At 65.0% G+C, this 25,427-nt stretch carries 3 protein-coding genes; all 3 read right to left on the bottom strand.

The window, feature by feature from the left end:
- Positions 1–3: 3 nt before the first annotated feature.
- From macA to CPH89_RS22835, 3 genes are read right to left on the bottom strand one after another with little or no spacing between them, the layout of a single operon-like run.
- Positions 4–1,146: a macrolide transporter subunit MacA gene (gene macA, locus CPH89_RS22845; protein WP_211264820.1), complete on the bottom strand. Its 1,143-nt coding sequence runs from the start codon at positions 1,144–1,146 to the stop codon at positions 4–6.
- Complete coding sequence (locus tag CPH89_RS22840) at positions 1,143–12,476, bottom strand: non-ribosomal peptide synthetase (RefSeq protein ID WP_053256488.1); 11,334 nt, start codon at positions 12,474–12,476, stop codon at positions 1,143–1,145. Before CPH89_RS22840 ends, macA begins: the two co-directional genes overlap by 4 nt.
- On the bottom strand, positions 12,473–25,384 hold the full coding sequence (locus CPH89_RS22835) for a non-ribosomal peptide synthetase (protein ID WP_053256489.1): 12,912 nt from the start codon (positions 25,382–25,384) through the stop codon (positions 12,473–12,475). Before CPH89_RS22835 ends, CPH89_RS22840 begins: the two co-directional genes overlap by 4 nt.
- Positions 25,385–25,427: the final 43 nt, after the last annotated feature.

Genomic DNA, 25,427 nt, shown 5'->3' with positions numbered 1-25,427 from the left:
GCGTCAGTTCCCCGCCACAGCAGGTGTGGCGTCGCCGATCACGACGTTATCGCCCTCGGCCAGGCCCTCCAGAACCTGTACTTTGACGTTGTTATTGATCCCGGTCTTCACGTCGCGCGACACCGCCTTGCCCTTGGCGTCCAGCACGCGCAGCGGGTAACTGCCATCGGCGTTGCGCGCCCCGAGTGCCGCCACCGGCACCATCAATGCAGCCTGGGCAGTGTCGAGCACGATGCGTACCTGCGCGGTCATCGCGATGCGCAGGCGGTGTTCGGGGTTGGGCACGTCGAACAGTGCGTTGTAGAACACCGCAGTGTTTTGCTTGGGTGTGCCCGCCGTCTGGGTTTCGAGGAAGTTCTGCGGCGCCGGCTCAGTGCCGCGCAGCTTGGCGTAGTAGCGCTTGTCGGCCTCGCCCAGGATGGTGAAATACACCTGCTGGCCGGGGCTGATATGGATCACATCCGCCTCCGACACTTGAGCCTTGACGGTCATGGTGTCCAGGTCTGCCAACTTGAGCAGCACCGGCGCCAGCTGGCTGGCGATCACGGTCTGGCCTTCCTGGGTGACGATCCCCACCACATCGCCATCGATGGGCGCGACGATACGAGTGTAGGCCAGGTTGACCTTGGCGGTGTCGATCTGGATATGCGCACTTTTTATCTGTGCGTCCAGGGACAACAGGTTGGCCTGCTGCACCTGGAACGTCGACTCGGCGTCTTCGAAGTCCTGGCGCGAGACCGACTCGTCAACCTGCAAGCCCTTATAGCGTTCGTAAACCGCCTTGGCCTGTTTGAGTTGAGCGGCCGTGGCACGGCGTTGGGCCTGGAGGTTTTCCTCGTCTACCTGGGCTTTGCGCAGGGTATTCTGCAGAATCAGCGGGTCGATTTCGGCAAGCCATTGGCCCTTTTTCACCTTGTCGCCGACTTTGACTTTGAGGGATTTCAATTGGCCGGAAACCTGGGCGCCGACATCCACTTGCTTGATGCCTTCCAGCACGCCGGTGGCCAATACAGCGTTTTCGATGTCGCCGCGTTCGGCCGTAGCGGTCAGGTATTGCGGGGCGTCAGCGGGTGCTTGCACCGCGTAGACGACCAGGCCAGCCACGATGGCGACTGCCAGGAACACGCCTGTTTTACCAAACTTCACGACACCACCTCCCCAATCACCACACCGTCCAGCCACCACCGCGCAAGCCCGTGAACATTCGGGGCCTTGAGCAATGTGAAGTGATTGCCGCCGCCATACCAAACCTCCAGGCCACTGCCCTGACGCTGCCAACCGTCGATCATTAACCCCTGCTCCCGTTGATTGCCCGCGGCATCCAGCGCCGGGTCCTGCGCCAATACCAATCGCACCACCCCGTGGTAGCGCTGGGTCGGCCGATACACCGTGCGCAAGGCTGCGGCATATGTACGTGCGGGCCCCGCCATCGCGTCCACACTGGCGCGCGCCGGCAACAAACCGACCGCGACCATCCCGGCATGCAGCCACTCACGCTGCGCCACTTCATCACGCCCGGCAAACGCCACGGGGTCGATGTCCAAAGACTGTCCGGCCGACAGCTGCATGGCGTCGATCAACCGCAACAAGGCCGCCGTCGACGTATAGGGCCGCCCGACCCCACCATTGCCGCCCGGCGACTCACTGTCGATCACCGTCAACGACGCCACCTCTCGGCCCATCGCTTGCAACCGCACGGCCATCTCCAGCGCAACCCAGCCGCCAAACGAATGCCCGACCAGATGCACCGGCCCGCGCGGGCACTCCTGCGCCAGCGCCGTCAGATAACACGCGGCTGCCGCTTCCACCTGGCTATGGGGCACCGCCTCGCCATCCAACCCACGCGGCTGCAAGCCGAACAGCGGCCAGTCGCGCCCCAGCGCTTCACTCAAACCGACAAACCCGGTGACGCTATCCCCCGCCCCAGGTACACAAAACACCGGCGCATACCCCGCCCGCCCGCTCTGAATGCGCAACAGCGGCTGATACACGCCTTGCTGCACCGCCGAACCTGTGGCCAGCGCCTCGCTCATCGCACGGCCCAACGCCTGAATATGCGGCGCCTGCATCATGCTTTGGTGGTCACCTGGCACGTCTATCTGGCGCAATTGCCCAGGTGCCAACGCCGCCTCCCAGCCCAGCGAAACACTGCGCCGCGACAACTCGGTCGGCCGCTCCATGGCGCTAAACAAATGCACCGGAACCGGCAACGCAAACACGCTGTAATGCGCCAGCGCGTGCCCATGCCCCACTTCCCGCTCGATAAAGCTCAAGAGGTCCGCGTCCGTAGCCGCTGCCATTTGCGCGTATAGCAGACCTTCATCGCGACAGCGTTGCAGCAGAGCCGCAAAGTCCAGCTGTCCAATGCCCGCCTCCAACTGTTCAAGGCTCGCCAGCTCATCCACACCTCCCTGTGCTTTCCAATACGCAGTGCACTGCAACAACAAATGCCGCTTCAGGGCATCCGGCCCGCTCCAGCGCGCCTTGCCCTGGTCGGTCATGCGCGGCACGTAGCTGTCGATCAACCCGAGGAACTCAACCGCTTCATCCAGCCCCAGCAGTTGCATCGCCACCTCATACGCCAGCACGCCGCCGAACGACCAGCCCGCCACACGGTAAGGCCCATGTGGCTGAACGCTGCGAATCAGGCCGACCAGGCGGGCCGCCAGGCCTTCCATGGTGTTCAGGTGCGCCTCACCGAGCGCCAGACCCGCCAGGCCATAGATCGGATAGTCACCGGGCAAGTGTTGGCCCAGTGCCGGGAAGTACACGTCCATGCCGCTGAATTCATGGATCAGGAACAGCGGCGGCTGCGAGCCGCTGCTGCGCACCGTTATCAATGCACTGTCACGCACCGGTGCATCCGTGCGTTGGCGCAACATGGCGGCCACACTGGCCACACTGGCGTGCTGGAACAACTCGGCCAGAGTCACCTGCAGGCCGGCTTCATCCAGCAGGTTGACCAGTCGAATGGCCAGCAATGAATGCCCGCCCAGTTCGAAGAAGCTGTCGTGTCGACCGACCTGCTCCAGCTTCAAGACATCCGCCCAGCGCTGTGCGAGGGTGTCTTCCAACGCATCGGCAGGCGCTTCAAACTCGCAGCCGGTAAAGGCGTCCAGGGCCGGCAGCGGCAAGGCTTTGCGATCGACCTTGCCATTCGCCGTCAGCGGCAAATGCGCCAGTGGCACATAGGCCGACGGCAGCATGTATTCCGGCAATTGCCCGTGCAGGTGCGCGCGCACACTGTCGATGCCAACGGGCGCGGCCGCCCAGGTGAAATACGCCACCAGGCGCTTGTCACCCGGCACGTCCTCACGCGCCAGGACCACCACGTCCTGGATGCCCGCAAAGCTCGCCAGGCGGGCTTCGATTTCACCCAGTTCGATGCGAAAGCCGCGGATTTTCACCTGATGGTCATTGCGCCCGATACATTCCAGCAGGCCATCCGCCGTCCAGCGGCCAAGGTCGCCGGTGCGGTACATCAAGGCCCCCGCGTTGAACGGGTCGTCGACAAACTTTTCCGCGGTCAGCTCCGGCCGGTTCAAATACCCCTTGGCCACGCCGTCACCACCGATGCAAATCTCACCGGTCACGCCCAGCGGCACCGCCTGCAATTGCGCATCCAGCACATGGATTTGCGTGTTGGAAATTGGCCGCCCCACGGGCACGCTGTCGGCGTCATCGGCGATCGCGCGCACTTCATAGGTGCTGGCGTAAGTGGTGGTTTCCGTCGGCCCATAGCAATGCACCAGGCGCAATGCGGGCGCCTGCGCCAGCAGGCTGCGGAACGCCGCCGGGTCGCCACGTTCGCCGCCGCACAACAGCATGCGCAAGCCGGCCAGGGCCTCGGGAATCATCTGCACGTACTGGTTGAACAACGCCGTGGTGACGAAGAGCACCGTCGCCCCGCTCAACGCCCGCCCGAAAGCCACTGGGTCGAGCAATATGGCGTGGTCGACAACCTGCACCTGGCCGCCGTTCAGCAGCGGGCCCCACACGTCCATGGTGCTCGCATCGAACGCTGGGTTGGAGGCAAACGCCACGCGGTCGGCGGCATTGAAGTCGGCGTAGCCGTTATTAAGCACCAGGCGCGTGATGCCGCGATGCGGCACCAACACGCCCTTCGGCGTGCCGGTGGAGCCGGAGGTGTACATGATGTACGCCACGCTGTCCGAGGACTGCGACACGTCCGGGTTGTGGCTCGGTTGCGGGTCAAGCGCCAGGCTGTCCAGGTCGAGGCGCCGCGCCGGGTACTCGATGGCGGTATCGCTGCGGGTAATCACCCAGCTCGCGCCGCTGTCCTGCACCATAAAGCCCTGGCGCTCGGCGGGCGCGTTGATGTCCAGCGGCACATAGGCGGCGGCGCATTTGAGGATCGCCAGCTGGCTGACCAGCAGGTCCAACGAACGCGGGAGCAGGATCGCCACGTTATCGGCAGGACGCACGCCCAGGCTCAGTAAGTGATGAGCCAGACGGTTGGCGCGCGTATTCAGTTCGCCGTACCCAAGGAGGTGCTCGCCGTGCAACGCCGCCAAGGCATCCGGGCGGGCCTGGGCCTGGGCTTCGAACAGGCGCTGCACCGTGTGTTCGCGGGGGAACGCGCGGGTCGTGGCGTTGAAGTCCGCCAACTGCTGGCGTTCAGCGGCCGCCAGAATCGGCAGGCAGCCGATGGCGACTTCACGGTTGTGCTCCAGCGCCTCCACCACCTGTTCAAGGGCCGCGTGCAGGTAGTCACACAAACGTCGAGCCCCCGGCCCCATGGCTTCAAGGCGCAAGCCATCGCCCAGGTCATCAACGCTCACCGACAGCGCGTAATTGGTGTGTTCCTCGGCCTTGAGCAACTGAATGCCCTGCCATGCCGCCGCCACGCCACCGGCTTGCGGCGCACTGTGACGGTAGTTGAACAGCACGCTGAACAACGGTGTCGCCACCGGCACCGCGCTGCAACGTTGGGCCAGCGCCAGCGGCGCATGTTCATGGCTGAGCAGTTGAGTCAGCCGTGCATGGGTTGCACGCAGCGTGGTGTGCACCGAGTGTTGGCCCAGGTCGACCCGCAACGGCAAGGTGTTGATAAACACCCCCATGGCCCGTTCGGCGCCTTCGCCCCCTTGCAGGCGACCGAGCAGCACCGTGCCGAACACCACCTGTTCGCGGCCGCTGACTTTGCCCAACACATGGGCCCAGGCCACATGCAGCAGGCTGGCGGCACTGACACCCGCTTGGCGCGCCTGGGCACGCAGGCGCTGGCTCAACTGAGGCTCAACCGCCCGCTGAGCTTTTTCAGCGGCGCCCAGGTGTTCGACCTCGGTGGGTGCGTCGATCTCACCCAGCATCTCGCAAAAGAACGCCTCGTGATCATCAACCCCCAGGCGGGTCTGCGCGACATAGTTGCGATACGGCACCGGCGTGCCCAGCTCGGCCTCTTGCCCCAACAGAAATGCCTGCATTTCATGCTGCAGGATTTCCAGCGCAAGGTGGTCCATCACTAAGTGATGGAACAGCAACGTGGCGACCACCCGCTGGGGCTCTTGCGTATACACCAAGCGCATCAACGGGGCTTGGGCGAGGTCCAGGCGTTGCGGCAACGGGCCGGTTTCGACGCGTAACGAGGCTTCACGCCAAACCACCTGCACCGGCTCTTCCAGGCCGTCCCAATGGAAGGATGAACGCAGGATGTCATGCCGCCGGATCACCGCCTGCAACGCCCGAGTGAAGGCTTGCAGGCGCAGCAGGTTGTCAAAGGCGAACTGCGCCTGCAGCAGATAAGCGTCACCCTCCAGCACGGCGCGGTGGTGATAAAGAATGCCCACCTGCAAGGGCGCCAGCGGGTAGATGTCCTGCACATTCGCCGCACCGCCGGGGATGCCGGCGAGAATGCGCTCGATGGCCGCCGGGTCCAACCGGATCAGCGCCAGCATGTCCGGCGTGATGTGGGTGCAATCAGCGGCAATGCGGTTGGCCGGCACCGCGACTTCGCGACCACCGCCCAGCGCTGCCGCCAGGGCGGCCAGTGTCGGCTGACCAAACAGCACTTTCACATCCGCCGACCACCCGAGGCGGCGCATCCGGCCCATCAGGCTGACCGCCAGCAATGAATGCCCGCCCAGTTCAAAGAAGTTGTCGTGACGGCCCACGCGCTCCACATTGAGCAATTCGGCCCACAGGCTGGCCAGGGCGATTTCGGTATCACCTTGAGGCGCCTCGTATGCGCGTACCACCCGGGAATCCAGGCCCGGCGCCGGCAAGGCCTTGCGGTCGAGCTTGCCGTTGGGGCTCAGCGGCAGCCCATCCAGGTGCACGAATATCGCCGGCACCATGAACTCAGGCAGGTGCTGCAGCAGGTGGCTGCGCAGGCCGTCGATGTCACTGTGAGTGCCGGTGTAATAGGTGACCAGCCGTTCTTCGCGGGCGACCACCGCCGCTTCGTTGACCTGCGGATGTTCCAGCAGTCGCGCCTGGATTTCGCCCAGTTCAATACGCAAACCACGGATCTTCACCTGGTCATCATTGCGCCCCAGGTACTCGAGAGTGCCGTCGACCAGGTAGCGCCCGACGTCACCGGTGCGGTACATCCGGCCGTGGGTGAACGGGTCGTCGAGGAAACGCTCGGCGGTCAACTCCGGCCGGTTCAGATAGCCCCGCGCCACTTGCACGCCGCCGATGAACAGCTCGCCCACCACGCCCAACGGCACCGGCTGCAACTGACTATCGAGCACATACATGCGTGTATTGGCGATGGGTTTGCCGATCGGCGTATTGTCCGGCGTCACCGCGCCTGCGCAGTTCCACGCCGTCACATCGACAGCGGCTTCGGTCGGGCCATACAGGTTATGCAGCGCACTGCCTGGAAGCTGTTGTTTAAACCGGCGCACCAGGCTGCCCGGCAAGGCTTCACCGCTGCACATCACGCGTACCAGCCCGGCGGCCTGAGTCACATCGCCATGGGCGAGGAACACATCGAGCATTGAGGGGACGAAATGCACGGTGGTGATGTGTTCGGTGGCAATCACTTCGCACAGGTACACCGGGTCTTTATGCCCGCCTGGGCGCGCCATTACCAACCGTGCGCCGGTAAACAGCGGCCAGAAGAATTCCCACACCGACACGTCAAAACTGAACGGGGTTTTCTGCAGCACGGTGTCCTGCGCCGTAAGCCCATAAGCGTCTTGCATCCACAGCAGGCGATTGACCACACCGGCATGGTCGTTGATCACGCCTTTGGGCTGGCCGGTGGAGCCGGAGGTGTAGATTACATAGGCGCTCACGCCCTGGACGCCGAGGTTGTCGACGGGTTGATGCATCCAGGTCGGCTGGTGCAGATCGACCACTGCCACCTCGCCCAACAAGCCACGTGTAGCCGCTTGGGCCAGCACCACTGCCGGCGCGCTGTCCTGCACCATGTAGGTAATGCGTTCGTGGGGATAGGTCGGATCCAGCGGCACATACGCCGCGCCAGCCTTGAGAATCGCATACAAGCCGATGACCATCTCCAGGCCCCGCTCGACGCAGATCGCCACGCGCGAATCCGCCTGTACGCCCAGCGCCTGCAGGTGACGGGCCAACTGATTAGCCTGCGCGTTCAGCTCGGCATAGGTCAGGTGCTGCTCGCCCGCCTTGACCGCCACCGCATGCGGCGTGCGCGCCACCTGCGCCTCGAACATCCCGTGCAAGGTCTGCTCAAGGTTGTAACTGACGGCGGTGGCGTTGAAATCGAACAGCAGCTGCTGACGCTCACGTTCACCCACCAGCGGTACATGCTCCAGCACCGCCTGGTCGTTATCGACCATGGCCTGCAGCACGCGGGTGAAGTAGCCGGCATAACGCTGCACGGTCGATTCATCAAAAAGTGCCACGGCATATTCCAGCGCACCGAGAATGCTGCCCTGCACTTCGCCGAGGTTCAGCGACAGGTCGAACTTGGCAAAGTGGCTGTTCTCGACGATGCCTTCCAGGGCCAGATCACCCAGCGCGAGGATCGGCGCGCTGCTGTCCTGCCAGGTCAGCAACGTCTGGAACACCGGGCTATGGGCCAGGCTGCGCAGCGGCCGGGTGATTTCCACCACCTGCTCGAACGGCAAGTCCTGGTGGGCCTGGGCGTGCAGCGTGAGCGCCTTGACCCGCGCCAGCAACGCCTCGGTGCTCAATTCGCCCGACGTGTCGATGCGCACCGCCAGGGTGTTGACGAACAGGCCGATCAACCCTTCGATTTCGCTGCGATTGCGGTTGGCCACCGGCGAGCCAATCACCACGTCGTGTTGCCCGGACAACCGCGCCAACAGCGAGGCCCAGGCACTCATCAAGGTCATGTACAGCGTGGTGCCGTGCCGTTGGCTCAAGGCCTTGAGCCCGGCGGTGAGGCGTTCATCCAGGCGCACTGCGACGCTGCTGCCGGCATAGTCCTGCTGCGCCGGGCGCGGGCGGTCGGTGGGCAGCGTGAGCAAGGCCGGCGCACCGGCCAGGGCTTGCTGCCAATAACGGCTCTGGCGCTGCAGCACTTCACCACTGAGCCACAAGCGCTGCCACACGGCAAAGTCGCCGTATTGAATTGGTAACGGCGGCAACGGGTCGGGCTGGCCGTGGCTGAAGGCTTGATACAGCGCCATCAGTTCGCGGGTCAGCACGCCCATCGACCAGCCATCGGAGACGATATGGTGCAGGGTCAGCAACAGCACATGGTGCTCGTCCGCCATCACCACCAGTCGCCCGCGCAGCAACGGGCCGCGCTCCAGGTCAAACGGCGCCGAGGCCTCGCCGTGGATCAACGCATCCAACGCCTGCTGGGGTTGCGGGTGACGGCGCAGGTCCTGCACTTGCAGGGGCAGCACGTCTTCGGCAGGCATGATCAGCACGTGGGCGTCATCGCCTTGCTGGGCAAAACGACTGCGCAGGGTTTCGTGGCGCGCAACGATACGCGCCAGCGCCCGTTGCAAGGCCTCGACATGCAACTGCCCGCGCAAACGCAAGCCGATAGGGATGTTGTAGGCCGTGTTGGCACCTTCCATCAGCGCCAGGAACCACAGGCGCTGCTGGGCGAAGGACAACGGCACAGGTTCGTCACGGTTGGCCGGGAGGATGTCCGGCAACGTGCTGCGCCCCGAGCGGGCCAGCACCTCGGCGACCGCCGCCAGTTCGGCATTGGCAAACAGGTCGCCGAGGTTCAGTTCAACCCCGAGGCGCTGGCGCACCTGCGACACCATGCGCATCGCCAGCAGCGAGTGCCCGCCCAGTTCAAAGAAGTGATCGCGGCGCCCGACACGTTCTACGTGCAGCACATCGGCCCAGATCTGGGCGAGCACGCTTTCGATTTCGCCCTCGGGTGACTCGTATTCGCGGGTAAACACGGCGGCCCTATCCGGCGCCGGCAGGGCGTTGCGGTCGAGTTTGCCGTTGGCGGTCAGGGGCAGCGCGTCAAGCTTCACATAGGCAACCGGCACCATATAGTCGGGCAGGTGCGCCACCAGATGGGCGCGGATATCACCGACGGCCAACGGGTCGAGCTGCGCATGTTCAGTGAAGTAAGCCACCAGGCGATCCTCACGGACCAGCACCACGGCCTCCTGAATCCCCGGCAACTGGTTGAGCTGGGTTTCGATCTCGCCCAACTCAATGCGCACGCCGCGGATTTTCACCTGGTCATCATTGCGCCCCAGGTACTCGAGAGTGCCGTCCGGCAACCAGCGCGCAAGGTCACCCGTGCGGTACATGCGGCCGGGGTTGAACGGGTCCTGCAGGAAACGTTCGGCGGTCAGTTCCGGGCGATTCAAATAACCGCGCGCCACGCCCTTGCCGCCCACATACAACTCACCGGCCACCCCCAATGGCACCGGCCGTTGTTGTTCATCCAGCACGTACACCGTGGCATTGGCGACAGGTTTACCGATATGCAACGGCTGCCCGGCCTCGACCTTGCCGGAAGTGGCAACCACCGTGGCCTCCGTGGGGCCGTAGTTGTTGATCAACTCGAAACGCTGGGCACGCGCGAACTGGCGCAGGCGATCGCCGCCGATCAGCAAGGTGCGCAGCGTGGGGTGTTCGATCTGTTGGCTGAACGCGTACTCGGCCACCGGCGTGGGCAGGAAGCACACGTCCAGCGGCTGCGCGCACCACCAGGCCAGCAAGGCGTCGACGTCTTGCGCCCCTTCATCGGCGGGCGGCAGGTGCAAGGTCGCGCCGACACACAGCGCCGGCCACACTTCCCAGGCCATCGCATCAAAGCCGAAACCGGCGACGCTGGCGGTGTGGCGCCCGGCACACAGGTCAAAGGCACGGCAGTGCCAGTCCACCAGATTGGCCACCGTGTGGTGTTCGACCATCACGCCTTTGGGCAGGCCGGTGGAGCCGGAGGTGTAGATCACATAGGCGAGGTTCGACGCGGTCGCGGCGGCCTTGGGGTTACTCGCCGAATGGTGCTGCCAGGTGAAGCGATCCAGGTTGATCACCGGCACATCAAGGGCAGGCAGGCGCTCCAGCAGAGCGTGCTGGGTCAACACCGCCACCGGCGCACTGTCGGTCAGCAGATAATTCAGGCGCTCGGCCGGGTGGGACGGGTCGACCGGCACATAACAGGCTCCGGCCTTGAGGATCGCCAGCAACCCGGCCAGGGTATCCAGGCCACGACGGGCGACGATGGCCACGCGGTCATCCGGTTTGACGCCCAACGCCAGCAGGTGATGGGCCAGCAGGTTGGCTTGCTGGTTCAGCTCGGCGTAGCTCAGTTGGCGGCCCTGGTGCACCGCGGCGATGGCCTCGGGTGTGCGCGCGGCCTGGGCTTCGATGCGCGCATGCAACGTGGTGCCCTGCGGGAAATGCGCCTGAGTGGCGTTGAACTGCTCCAGCAGTTGTTGTCGCTCGGCGGCAGGCACCACCGACACATGGTGAAGGGCCGTCTGCGGCGCTTGCTCCAGCGCGGTCACCAGGTTGTCCAGGGCGGTTTCCAGGTAGGCGCAGACGCGCTGCGGGTCGACCAAGGTGCTGGCAAGCAGGCTCAAGCCAAAGCCGTCACCGAGGTCATCCACACTCAAGGTCAGCGGGTAGTTGGTGCGTTCTTCGGCGCTGAGCGCGACGATCCCTTGCCAGGCCGACGCCGCCGCGTTATCGGCCGCCGGCGCACTGTGACGGTAATTGAGCAGCGCACTGAACAGCGGCGTCGGCGCCGCCACGCCGCTGCAACGCTGGGCCAGCGCCAAGGCGGCGTGCTCATGGCGCAGCAAGGTGGTCAGCCGTGCATGGGTGGCCTTGACCCCGGTGCGCACGTCCTGGCTGCCCACGTCCACGCGAAACGGCAGCGTGTTGATGAAAATCCCCAGCGCCCGATCGGTGTCATGACTGCCTTGCATGCGGCCCATCAGGACGGTGCCGAATACCACCTGTTCTTTGCCCGCCAACACCCCCAACACCTGGGCCCAGCCCAGGTGGAACAGGCTGGCGGCACTCACACCGAGTTGCCGGGCTTGCGCGCGCAAGCGCTGCGCCAACGCCGGCGCCAATGGCAGGCTGACTTCAGCGATGCCGCGGGCATCGCCCTGCACATCCTGCAACCCAAACGGCAACGTCGGCTCGCTGATATCGCCGAGCATCTGGCGAAAGAACTGTTCATGTTCCTGCTCGCTGATGCCCAGCCGCGCCTGGGCCACATAGTTGCGAAACGGCACGGGCCGGCCCAGCGCTGCGCCCTGCCCCAACAGGCACGCCTGCAGTTCGTGGCACACCACTTCAAGGGCACTGTGGTCGAGGGCCATATGGTGGAACAGCAGGGTCGCGACGATCCGCTGATTCAGCGGGTCGTCGGCACGTACCAGGCGCAGCAGCGGCGCCTGCGTGACGTCGAGGCGATAGTGGCGGGCGTCGAACAGCGCGTGCAATTGCGCGGCGATGTCGCCGCACGCCGGGTCGAGCTGAAGGGCCTGCACCGGCAGGCGCGCCTGGCGCCAGACCACTTGCGAGGGTTCCTGCAAGCCGTCCCAGACCACGCCTGTGCGCAGGATGTCATGGCGGTCCATCACGGTTTGCAAGGCCTGGGCAAATGCCTCGAAGCGCGCCAGGTTGTCAAACGCGAACTGCGACTGCATCACATACGGGTCACCCTGTTCGGCGCTGACGTGGTGGAACAGAATGCCTTCCTGCAAGGGCGCCAGCGGGTAGATATCCTGGATATTCGCCACGCCGCCGTCGACGGTCGAGACGATACGGTCGATCTCGTCCTGGCTCAGCGTCGACAAGGTCAGCATGCCCGGCGTGATGCGCTCGGCACCGGCCGGTATCGCATTGGCTGGCACCTCGACTTCACCGGCCTTGCTCGCCGAATACTCCCCGGCCTGGATCAACGCGATAAGCCCGGGTTTGTGTTCGCGCAACGCGGCAAGGATCGCCGGGTCGCTCAACGCTTGTTTATTGCCTTGCACCGACAACTGCTCGCCCTTGAGCGCCAGTTGGATGTCCTTGGTTTTCAGCGTCGCCAATAGCTCAAGAATACTCACAGGACGATCTCCATTCGTTCGGTTATGGCGGCGTAGCCGGCCAGGGTCGGCTGTTCAAACAACGCCCGCACATCGGCTTCCATGCCTTCCTGGCGCAGGCGTCCGATCAAGCTCACGGCGAGCAGCGAATGCCCGCCCAGTTCAAAGAAGTTGTCATGGCGCCCTACCCGCTCCACTTTGAGCAGTTCCGCCCAGAGCTGCGCGAGAAGGATCTCGGTGTCACCTTGCGGCGCCGCGTACTCGCGCACCCTCAGCGCGTCCATACCTGGCGCAGGCAGGGCCTTGCGGTCGAGCTTGCCGTTGGGGCTCAGGGGCAGCGCGTCAAGCTGCACGAACAACGCAGGCACCATAAAGTCCGGCAGGTGCTGCAACAGGTGGGCGCGCAGGTGTTCGATGTCGGCCGGCGCACCGGTGTAATAAGCCACCAGGCGATCGTCACGGGCCACCACGGCGGCCTCGTTAACCTGCGGATGCTCCAGCAGCCGCGCCTGGATTTCGCCCAGTTCGATGCGCAAACCACGGATCTTCACCTGGTCATCGTTGCGGCCCAGGTACTCGAGATTGCCATCGGGCAGGTAGCGCCCGACGTCACCGGTGCGGTACATACGGCCACCTGTGAACGGGTCCTTGAGGAAGCGTTCGGCGGTCAGCTCAGGCCGATTCAAGTAGCCGCGCGCCACTTGCACGCCGCCAATGAACAGCTCGCCGACCACACCCAACGGCACCGGCTGCAACTGCGCATCCAGCAGGTACATGCGCGTGTTGGCAATCGGCTTGCCGATCGGCGTGTTGTCCGGCACATCGGGGCGTGCACAGTTCCAGGCCGTCACATCCACGGCCGCTTCGGTCGGGCCATACAGGTTGTACAGGCCGATCTCCGGTAATTGCTGCTTGAAGCGCCGCACCAGGCTGCCCGGCAAGGCTTCGCCGCTGCACATCACGCGCACCAGCCCGGCGGCCTGGCTGACATCGCCGTGGGCCAGGAACACCTCGAGCATCGATGGCACAAAGTGCAGCGTGGTGATGTGCTCCGCTTCGATCACTTCGCACAGGTACGCCGGTTCCTTGTGGCCGCCCGGGCGCGCCATCACCAGGCGTGCGCCAGTCAACAGCGGCCAGAAGAACTCCCACACCGACACGTCAAAGCTGAACGGGGTTTTCTGCAGCACCGTGTCATGGGCTTTGAGGCCGTACGCGTCCTGCATCCACAGCAGGCGGTTGACGACGCCGGCGTGCTCGTTGATCACGCCCTTGGGCTGGCCGGTGGAACCGGAGGTATAGATCACGTAGGCCTGATGCTGGGCGGTGAGCCCCGGCACTTGAGGGTTGGCAGCAGGCTGGTGTTGCCAGGTGTCGTGGTCCAGATCGAGCACCGGCACATCGCCGAGCAACTCAACGGTGGCGCCCTGCGCCAGCACCACCACGGGCGCGCTGTCTTGCAGCATGTAGGCAATACGCTCGCGTGGGTACGCCGGGTCGAGGGGTACATAACCGCCACCGGCCTTGAGGATGGCCAACAGGCCGATGACCATGTCCAGGCCACGCTCGACGCAGATACCCACACGCGAATCCGGCTGTACGCCGCGTTCACGCAGGTGATGGGCGAGGCGATTGGCGCGTTCGTTGAGTGCCTGATAGGTCAGCTGCAGGTCGCCGGCTTTGACCGCGATGGCATCCGGCGTGCGCTCGACCTGGGCTTCGAACAGGCCGTGCAGGGTCTGGTCGAGGTTGTAGTGCACCTGCGTTGAGTTGAACTCCACCAGCAGTGTGTGCCGCTCGTCATGGCCTAGGATCGGCAAGCGATTGAGCGCCTGATGCGGTGCGTGCTCCAGGGCATCGACCAGCCCGGCCAAGGCTGTTTGCATATAGCCACACACCCGTTGCGCGTCGATTTGCGCCAGGGCGGTGACCTCGTAGCCATCGCCCAGGTCATCCACGTTCAACGTCAGCGGGTAGTTGGTGCGCCCGTCGTTGACCAGGGTTTGCATGCCTTCCCAGGCCTGTTGCGCGTCTGCCGATTGAGTCGCGGCGCCGCGATGGCGATAGTTGAGCATCGAGCTGAACAGCGGCGCCGGTGCCGTCACCCCGCTGCAGCGCTGAGCCAACGCCAGCGACGCGTGCTCATGCCCCAGCAACGCGGTGAGCCGGGCGTGGGTCGCACGCACCGCGGCGCGTGCACCTTGCGCGTCGATTTCCAGGCGAAGCGGCAAGGTATTGATAAATACCCCCAGCGCCCGGTCAGCGCCCTCGCCGCCTTGCATGCGGCCCACCAGCACCGTGCCGAACACCACGCTGTGACGCCCCGACGTCGCCGCCAGCACTTGGCCCCAGGCCAGGTGGAACAGGCTCGCGGTGCTCACGCCGAGCAACCGGGCCTGGGCGCGCAGGCGACGGTTGAGGGCGCTGTCCAGGCGCAGGCAATGTTCTTCGATGGCGCTGCCGTCGCCGCGCACATCCTGCAAGCCGAACGGCAAGGTCGGTTCGTCCACATCACCGAGCATTTCGCGAAAGAAGCGTTCGTGTTCCTGTTCGCTCACGCCCAAACGCGCCTGGGCCACATAGTTGCGGTACGGCATCGGCGCCGCCGTGGGGGCCGGGTGGCCGAGCAGATAGCCCTGCATTTCGCGCAGCACCACGTCGAAGGCGGTGTGGTCGAGGGCGATATGGTGATAGAGCAGCACCACCACGACACGCGCGTTGGCCGGGTCGTTGGCGTAAATCAGGCGGATCAGGGGCGCCTGGCTGATATCCACGCGGTAGCGCCGCGCATCGAAACGCTCGTGCAGACCGGCCAGTACATCGCCTTGCAGGTGCACGGCCTGCATGCTCAGCTCGGCTTTGCGCCACACCACTTGCAGCGGTTGCACCAACCCCTCCCACACCACACCGGTGCGCAGGATGTCATGCCGGTTGATGACGTGTTGCAGCGCCTGGGCAAAGGCATGCAGGCGCTCCACACTGTCGAAGGCCAGGTGCGATTGCAGCAGGTACGGGTCGCCCTGCTCGGCGGTGATGTAGTGATAAAGAATGCCTTCCTGCAATGGCGCCAACGGGTAAATGTCTTGTACGTTGGCGGCGCCGCCGGGGACGCGGGCGACCACCTGATCAATCGTCGATTGGTCGAGTGTCACCAGCGTCAGCATGTCCGGGGTGATGCGCTGGCAATCAACGCTGATGCGGTTGGCCGGCACCTGCACTTCGCGACCACTGCCTACGGCGGCGGCCAGGGCCGCGAGCGTTGGCTGGCTGAACAGCACACGCACATCGGCGCTGAGGCCGACCTGGCGCATGCGTTCGATCAGGCTGACGGCCAGCAGCGAGTGGCCACCCAGTTCGAAGAAGTGGTCGTGACGGCCGACTTGCTCGACCTGCAACACCTCGGCCCAGATACGCGCCAGGGTGGTTTCCACCTCACCTTGAGGTGCCTCATAGTCGCGGCTCAGCAACGACGCTTGATCGGGCTGCGGCAGCGCCTGGCGGTCCAGTTTGCCGTTGGCAGTCAGGGGCAGCGCGTCGAGCTTGACGTAGGCGGCCGGCACCAGCGCGTCGGGGAGCTGCTCGCGCAGTTGTGCGCGCAGGGTGTCAATCTCCAGCGGGTAGTGTTCGGTGAACCAGGCGATCAGACGGCCCTCGCGCACCAACACCACGGCTTCGCCGATACTGTCCAGCGCCGCCAGGCGGCTTTCGATTTCGCCGAGTTCGACTCGCACGCCGCGCACTTTGACCTGGTCATCATTACGGCCCAGGTACTCGAGATTGCCATCGGGCAACCAGCGCACCAGGTCGCCGGTGCGGTACATGCGCCCTTCGTTGAACGGGTCTTGCAGGAAGCGTTCGGCGCTCAAGTCCGGGCGGTGCAAATAGCCTCGCGCCACGCCGCCGCCGCCCACATACAGTTCACCGGCCACGCCCACCGGCACCAGACGCTGGTGTGCATCAAGCACGTACGCACTGGCATTGGCGACCGGCCGGCCGATATGCAGCGCCTGCCCGGCGCGCACGCGGCCAGAGGTGGCGACCACCGTGGCTTCGGTCGGCCCGTAATTGTTGATCACGGCAAAACGCCGCTCCTGAGTGAACTGGCGCAGACGGTCGCCGCCGATCAGCAGGATGCGCAGGGTCGGGTGTTGCAGGTTCTGGCTGAACGCGTACTCGGCCACCGGCGTCGGCAGGAAGCTCACGTCCAGCGGCTGCGCCAGCCACCAGGCGAGCAACTCGTCGATGTTTTCATTACCGACGTTGGCCGGCGGCACGTGCAGCGTTGCCCCCGAACACAGCGCGGGCCACACCTCCCAGGCCATGGCGTCGAACCCTGCACCGGCGACGCTGCTGGTGTGGCTGCGCGCATCCAGGCCAAAAGCTTCGCAATGCCAGTGCACCAGGTTTTCCACGGTGCGGTGTTCGACCATCACGCCTTTGGGTTGGCCGGTGGAGCCCGAGGTGTAGATCACGTAGGCCAAATGGGCCGCAGTCAGGCCGGCGAGCTGAGGATTGCTCACGGCAAGGTGTTGCCGACTGTCGTCCAGCAGGTCCACGGTGGCGACCGCGCCCAACAGATCACGGGTGCCGGCTTCGGCCAGCACCGCCACCGGCGCGCTGTCCTGCAACAGGTAAGCGATACGCTCGGCGGGGTACGCCGGGTCGATGGGCACATACCCGGCGCCGGCTTTAAGAATGCCCAGCAGCCCGACCAACATCTGCGGGCCACGGCGGCAGCAGATCGCCACCCGATCATCCGGCTGTACGCCCAGCGCCAGCAGGTGATGGGCCAACTGGTTGGCGCGCTGGTTGAGCTGTTGATAGGTCAGGGATTCGCCGTCCTGTTGCACGGCAATCGCGTGGGGCTGACGTTCGACCTGGGCTTCAAAAGCGCCCTGGACGGTCTGCCCCGTCGGGAAATCGGCGGCGGTTGCGTTGAACTCACGCAGCAGGGTTTCACGTTCTGCCGGCGGCAGCATCGGCAACTGATGCAGTGCGGTGTTCGGTGCCTGCTCCAGTGTCGTGACCAACTGCTCCACGGCGTTATGCATGTAACCACACAGGCGCTGGGCGCCGATCTGCGGCAAGGCCAGCACGGTCAAGCCAAAGCCTGCACCGAGATCGTCGACGCTGAGGGTCAGCGGGTAGTTACTGCGCTCTTCGCCGCCCAACAGTTGCACGCCTGCCCAAATGCCGTGGCCGTCGCGGGCCATCTCGCCGGGGCTGCTATGCCGGTAGTTGAGCAAGGCGCTGAACAGCGGCACGGCGGCCGGGACGCCGCTGCAACGCTGAGCCAGCGCCAGGGACGCATGTTCATGCGCCAACAACCCACTCAAGCGTGAATGGGTTGCCTTGAGCGCGCTCGCGGCGCCGCCAGCCACATCCACCCGCAGCGGCAAGGTGTTGATGAACATGCCCAACGCGCGGTCCGCGCCATCGCCGGCCTGCAGTCGGCCCATCAAGACGGTGCCGAACACCACGTCGTCACGCCCCGACAGCCACCCCAGCACGTGCGCCCAGGCAAGGTGCATCAGGCTGGCCGCGCTGACGCCCGCCACACGCGCCTGCTCACGCACCCTCAACGCCAGCGCCGCGTCCAGGGGCTGCTCGGCCTCTTCGATATCCCGGCCGTCGCCCTGCACATCCTGCACGCCAAACGGCAAGGTTGGTTCATCGACATCCGCGAGCATGTCGCGGAAGAACTGCTCATGCTCGGCCACGCTGACTCCCAGGCGTGCCTGGGCTACGTAGTTGCGAAACGGTGCAGCCACCGGCAAGGCATGCGCCTGGTTGAACAGAAACGCGCGCATCTCCTGGCCGACCACTTCCATGGCGGTATGGTCGAGTGCCAAGTGGTGGAACAACAGTATGGCGGCGACCCGATCATTCGCCGGGTCCTGGGCGTAGACCATGCGCAGCAGCGGCGCCTGGGTGATGTCCAGGCGGTAATGGCGGGCGTCAAAGCGCGCATGCAGTTGTTCAATGATGCCGCCGTCGGCCGGGTCCAGGGCGACGGCCTGCACCGTCAACGGTGCTTCGCGCCAGACCACTTGCACCGGGCTGTCCAGGCCTTCCCAGACCACCCCGGTGCGCAGGATGTCGTGACGCGCCACGACCTGCTGCAGCGCGCCCATAAAGGCGTGCAGGCGCTCAAGGCTGTCAAACGCCATGCGCGATTGCAGCAGGTACGGGTCGCCCTGCTCGGCGCTGATATGGTGATAGAGAATGCCTTCCTGCAATGGCGCCAGCGGGTAGATATCCTGCACATTGGCCGCGCCGCCAGGGACTGTGGCGACGATGCGCTCGATGGCGCTTTGATCAATGTCCAGCAGCGTCAACATCGCCGGGGTGATACGCGTGCAGCCCGGTGGAATGCGGTTGGCCGGCACCACAATCTCGCGCCCGCTGCCGACCGCCGCCGCCAATGCGGCAAGGCTCGGTTGGCTGAACAGCACACGCACATCGGCACTCAAACCCACCTGGCGCATGCGTTCGATCAGGCTGACCGCAAGCAACGAATGCCCACCCAGCTCGAAGAAATGGTCATGCCGCCCGACGCGTTCCAGCTTGAGCACGTCCTGCCAGATCTGCGCCAGCAGGGTTTCCACCGCGCCTTCCGGCGCCTCATAGCCACGGCTGAGCAACGCACTCGGCCCCGGCACCGGCAAGCCCTTGCGGTCGAGTTTGCCGTTGGCGGTCAGCGGCAACAGTTCCAGCCAGACATAGGCCGACGGCACCATGTAATCCGGCAACAGGCCTTGCACGTGGGCACGCAGCGCTTCGATTTCCAACGCGGCCTGGGCGGTGTAGTAGGCCACCAGGCGTTTATCGCCAGGCTCGTCTTCGCGGGCCATGACCACCGCATCCTTGACACCGGGGAACGCGGCCAGGCAGCTCTCGATTTCACCGGGCTCGATGCGGAAACCGCGGATCTTCACTTGCAGGTCATTGCGCCCCTGGTACAGCAAATTACCGTCGGCCTGCCAACAGGCCAGGTCGCCGGTGCGGTAAAGCTGGCCTTCACCAAAGGGGTTCGGGATAAACTTTTCGGCGGTCAGTTGCGGCTGATTCAAGTAGCCGTTGGCCACGCCCGCACCGCCGATATACAGCTCGCCGACCACGCCCAGCGGCAGCGGCTGCTGGCGCGCATCCAGCACGTAGGCCTGCGCATTCGCAATCGGCCGCCCAATCGGCACGCCGCCCGCGCACGCCGCGCTGATTTCAAACGTGGTGGAGAACGTGGTGGCTTCGGTCGGGCCGTAGCCGTTCAACAGGTGCTGGGGCTTACCGTGGTTGAGCACGCGGCCGATCACCAGCGGGTCAAGCACATCGCCGCCGACAATCAGGTAGCGCAACTGACGGAACACCGGCAGCAATGCATCTGCGTATTGATGGAACAAGCCTGCGGTCATCCACAGCACGCTGACCGCTTGCTCCTGCAACAGCGAAGCAAAGGCCGCCTGGGACAGCAGCACCGCATGCTCGACCACCACCACGCAACCGCCATTGAGCAACGGCGCCCACACGTCGAGGGTGCTGGCGTCAAAGGCCGGGTTGGACGCGAAGGCCACACGGTCACGCTCATTGAAATCGGCGTAGCCGTTGTTGAGCACCAGGCGCGAGACCGCGCGGTGCGGCACTTGCACGCCTTTCGGCGCGCCGGTGGAGCCGGAGGTGTACATGATGTACGCCACGCTGTCGGACGACTGGACCAGGTCGGGATTGCGCGGTGACAGCGCATCCAGGTTCAGGTCGGCCAGGGCCGTCAACACGTGGCGCGCACCGCTGTCCTGCACCATGAAGGCCTGGCGCTCGGCCGGGGCGTTGACATCCAGCGGCACATACACCGCCGCGCACTTGAGGATCGCCAGCTGGCAAACCAGCAAATCCAGCGAACGTGGCAGCGCAATCGCAACACTTTCGCCCGGTTGCACACCTTGGTTGATCAGGTGATGGGCCAGGCGATTGGCCCGGCGGTTGAGGTCGCGATAACTCAATGACAACGCGCCATGCATCGCCGCCACGGCTTCGGGACGGGCCAGCGCCTGGGCTTCGAACAACTGGTGCACGGTGAACTGCGCCGGGTATTCGCGGGCGGTGGCATTGAAACCCACCAGCACCTGGTGGCGTTCGGTTGCGGGCAAAATCGACACCGCGTGCAGGGGCGTGGTCGGCGCTTGTTGCAGCGCGGTGACCAGGTGGGCCAACGCGGTGCGCATAGAGTCGCCCACGCGCTGCACATCCAGCGTGGCCACGCCTTGTACGGTGAGCGCAAACCCCGTGCCGAGGTCATCGACGTTCAGCACCAGCGGGTAATTGCTGCGCTCTTCGGAACTGAGAATGTCGATCCCGGAGGTGGCGAACGGACTGGCTCCCGGCGCGTCCCCGGCTGCGCTGTGGCGGTAGTTGAGCAGCGTGCTGAACAACGGCAGCGAACCCGGCACGCCACTGCACCGCTGGGCCAGTGACAGCGAGGCGTGCTCGTGCCCCAGCAACTGCGCGAGGCGCGCGTGGGTGGCGCGTACGCCGGCTTGCACACTGGTCGAGCCGAGGCTGACCCGCAGCGGCAAGGTGTTGATGAACATCCCCAGCGCCCGGTCGGCGCCCTCGCCGCCTTGCATACGGCCGAGCAGCACGGTGCCGAATACCACGTCTTGCTGGCCGGAAACTTGCGCCAAGACCTGGGCCCAGGCCAGGTGCACCAAACTGGCAGTGCTGACGCCCAGTTGCCGCGCCTGTTCGCGCAGGCCTTGGCTGAGGGCCGGGTCCAGTGGCAGGTGAGCGTCGACAATACCGCTGCCGTCGCCATTGACATCCTGCAACCCGAACGCCAGCGTCGGCTCGTCGATATCGCCGAGCATGTCGCTGAAGAAGGCTTCATGTTGCGCCTGAGTCACCCCCAATCGCGCCTGGGCCACGTAGTTGCGGTACTGCACCGCGTCCGGCAGTTGCGCGCTGCGACCGGCCAGGCTTGCGCTCATTTCCTCCACCAACACGTGCAGGGCGGTGTGATCGATCAGGATATGGTGCAGCAGCAGGATGCCGACGAAGCCGTCCTGCTGCGGGGCGTATCCAAAGTGCATCAACGAGGCGCGGGACAGGTCGAGGCGATAGTGGCGTGGGTCGAAGCGTTGTTGCAGCTGCGCCAGGGCATCACCCCCCTGCACGTCGATGCGCTCAACCGCCAGCGGCGCCTGGCGCAAGACCACTTGTACCGGTTCATCCAGGCCTTCCCAGAGCAGGCTGGTGCGCAGGATGTCGTTGCGGGCTATGACGCTGTGCAATGCACCGACAAACGCATCCAGCGCTGTTTGGTCGGCAAAGCTGAACTGCACCTGCAACACATAGGGATCGCCCTCGGTGGTTGCCAGGTGGTGATAAAGAATACCGGCCTGCAACGGCGCCAGGCCGTAGATGTCCTGCACGTTGGCGATACCGCCGGGCACGGTGCGCAGGATATGGTCGATGCCGGCCTGGTCCAGCGCCACCAAGGGCAGCATGTCAGGGGTGATGTGTTCGCTGGCGGGCTCGATCAGGTTGACCGGCACCTGTACGTCCCGCTGCCCACCCACCGCAGCCGCCAGGGCAGACAGCGTGGGTTGACCGAACAGCACGCGCACATCAGCGCTCAAGTCCATCTGGCGCATGCGTTCGATCAACTTGACCGCCAGCAGGGAGTGGCCGCCGAGTTCAAAGAAGTTGTCGTCGCGGCCCACCTTGTCGAGCTTCAACAGCTGCTGCCAGATACCGGCGATGGCGGTTTCAATCGCGCCTTGCGGGGCGGCATAGTCACGCCGCGCGAGGGCATCGGCATCCGGTGCCGGTAAGGCCTTGCGGTCGAGCTTGCCGTTGGTGGTCAACGGCAACTTATCCAACAGCACGAAGGCGCTGGGCACCATGTATTCGGCCAGGCTCAGCAGCAGGTGGTCGCGCAGTGCGGCGGCGCTGACGTCGGGCTCGCCAATCACATAGGCGACCAGGCGTTTGTTACCCGGCTCGTCCTCACGGGCGATCACCACGGCGTCACGCACGCCGTTGGCGGTGGCCAGGCGTGCTTCGATTTCACCCAGTTCGATACGAAAACCGCGAATCTTCACCTGGTCATCGTTGCGACCCAGGTACTCGACGCTGCCATCGGCCAGCAGGCGGCCGAGGTCGCCGGTCTTGTACATGCGCAGGCCGGTGGCCGGGTCGGCCAGGAAGCGTTCGGCGTTGAGCGCATCACGGTTGAGGTAACCGCGCGCCACACCGGCGCCGCCGACGTACAACTCGCCAACCACGCCAAACGGCAGCGGCTCGCGCTGCTCGTCCAACACGTAGAGCTGCAGGTCGGGAATACGCACGCCAATCGGGCTCACGCCGACCAACTGCGCATCCGCCGCTTCCAGCGCGCGATAAGTGACGTGCACCGTGGTTTCGGTGATGCCGTACATATTGACCAATTGCGTTCCGGCGTTGATCGCGCGGCTGTACCACGGTTTGAGCATGCCGGGCTCCAGCGCTTCGCCGCCGAAAATCACCTGGCGAAAGGAATGCGACTGCGGGTTGCTGCCCTGTGCGGCGATCAGTTGCCGGAAGGCACTCGGCGTCTGGTTGAGTATGCTCACGCCGGCTTCGCAGAGCAGCGTGTAGCACTCATCCGGCGAGCGGCTGACCAGTTGCGGCACGATCAACAGCTGGCCACCGTGCATCAGCGCGCCCCAGATTTCCCACACGGAGAAGTCGAACGCAAAGGAATGAAACAGTGCCCACACATCGTTGGGGTTGAAGCCGAACCACTGCTCGGTGGCCGTGAACAGCCGCGCCACCTGGCGATGCTCGATCATTACGCCTTTGGGCAGGCCGGTGGAACCTGAGGTGTAGATCACATAGGCGAGGCTGGCCGGGCTGAGGTTGACCCGCGGGTTGACGATGGACTCACCGCGCACGCTGTCGAGATCAATCGCCATGCGGTCGCCGACCAGATGGCGAGTGTTGGCGTGCACCAGCACCGCCGAGGGTTCGCTGTCAGCCAGGGTGTAGGCGATGCGCTCCAGCGGGTAAGCCGGGTCGATGGGGACATAGCCGGCACCGGCCTTGAGGATGCCCAGCAGGCCGATGATCATTTCCGGGCCGCGCTCCACGCAGATCGCCACTCGATCATCCGCGCGTATGCCTTGGGCCAGCAGGCGGTGGGCGAGCTGATTGGCGCGTTCGTTGAGTTGGCGATAGGTGAGGCGCAGGTGTTCAAAGCGCACGGCAATGGCGTCGGGTTGGGCGGCGGCGTGGGCTTCGACTTGCTGGTGGATCAGGGCGGTGTCGGTGTAGTGCGCGGGGCTTTGGTTGAGGCTGTGCAGCAGGTGGTGACGCTCGGCATCGGGGAGAATATTCAGGCCGCTCAGCGGCTGATCCGGTCGCTGCTCCAGGGCATCGGCCAGGCTTTCCAAAGCGGTATGCAGGTAACCGGCAACGCGTTGCGCACCGATGGCGGCGTCGACCATTACCGTCAACGCAACGTCTTCACCCAGGTCATCCACGTTGACCGTCAGCGGGTAGTTGGTGCGCTCTTCGGCGCCCAGCACCTGAATGCCTTCGGCAACCTCAATCACGGCGGCCATATCGGTGGCGGCGCTGTGGCGGTAGTTGAGCATCGCGCTGAACAGTGGCATAGGCGCCGCCACCCCACTGCACCGCTGGGCCAGTGCCAGGGAGGCGTGTTCGTGATTGAGCAAGGCGCTAAGGCGTGCATGGGTGGCCTGGACCTCGGCGCGCACAGCCTGCGCGCCCACATCCACGCGCAGTGGCAAGGTGTTGATAAACATGCCCAAGGCGCGCTCACTGCCCTCGCCCGCGCCCATGCGGCCGAGCATGACCGTGCCGAACACCACCGACTCGCGACCGGAGACCACCCCCAATACACGCGCCATAGCCACGTGCATCATGCTCGCCACGCTCACCCCAAGCGGACGCGCCAAGGTGCGCAGGCGACGGCTTACGCTGCTGTCTACGGGAATGCGCGCTTCATCAATGCCCTGCCCATCGCCGCGCACATCCTGCAGGCCGAACGGCAAGGTCGGCGCCTCGATATCCGCCAGCATCTCGCGGAAGAACGCCTCATGCGCCTGCTCGCTGACGGCGTGCCGCACGTGGGCGATGTAGCTGCGAAACGCCACCGGTTCAGCGGCTTGGGCTTGCTGGCCGGCCAGGTACAACTGGATTTCATGGCGCACCACGTCGAGCGCAGTGTGGTCGAGAATAGTGTGGTGAAACAGCAGCATCGCCACCACGCGCTGGTTGGCCGGGTCGTCGGCAAACACCAGGCGCAGCAACGGCGCCTGATCCAGGCCCATGCGGTAAGTGCGTGCATCGTAGCGCGCCAGCAGTTGGGCCAACACGTCGCCGCCGGTCAAGGAGGCGTGTTCGCACGCCAGGGTTGCCTTGCGCCACACCACTTGCAGCGGCTCATCGAGGCGCTCCCAGGCCATCGAGGTGCGCAGGATATCGTGGCGGTCGACGACCCATTGCAGCGCTTGCGCAAACCCCTCCAGACGCGCGCGGTTGTCGAACACAAACTGCGCGTGCAGCACGTAGGGATCGCCCTGTTGCGCCGACAAATGATGGTAGAGCATGCCCTCCTGGAGCGGCGCCAACGGGTAGATATCCTGCACATTCGCCGCACCACCGGGGATGGCGGCGACAATCCGGTCGATGGCCGCTTGGTCGAGGTTGACCAGCGGCAACATGTCCGGGGTGATGCGGTACGCCGGGCTCAGCCAGTCACCGCCATGCTCGGCCACCCACTCAAGCAGGCGCGGTTTGTGGGCAATCAGTTGGTCCCACAGCGCGTCATCCAGTGCCTCATCGTCGCCCAGGATGATCAGGTCGCCCTCTTCCAGTTGCAGACGGATCGCATGGGTGGAAATCGCTGCCAATAATTCGCTGAACTGCATGGGGGTAACCTGCCTGATAAGTCACGGTTGAGGAGAAAGTCCG

It is taken from the genome of Pseudomonas fluorescens (genome assembly GCF_900215245.1).
Lineage (GTDB): Bacteria > Pseudomonadota > Gammaproteobacteria > Pseudomonadales > Pseudomonadaceae > Aquipseudomonas > Aquipseudomonas fluorescens.
The sequence above is the reverse complement of the archived record's forward strand: the minus strand, read 5'-3'. Positions and strand labels throughout refer to the sequence as shown.

What these genes read in the sequence shown, in the direction of transcription:
- CPH89_RS22835 (WP_053256489.1), bottom strand. Translation starts at nt 25,384, where the DNA reads ATGCAGTTCAGCGAATTATTGGCAGCGATTTCCACCCATGCGATCCGT.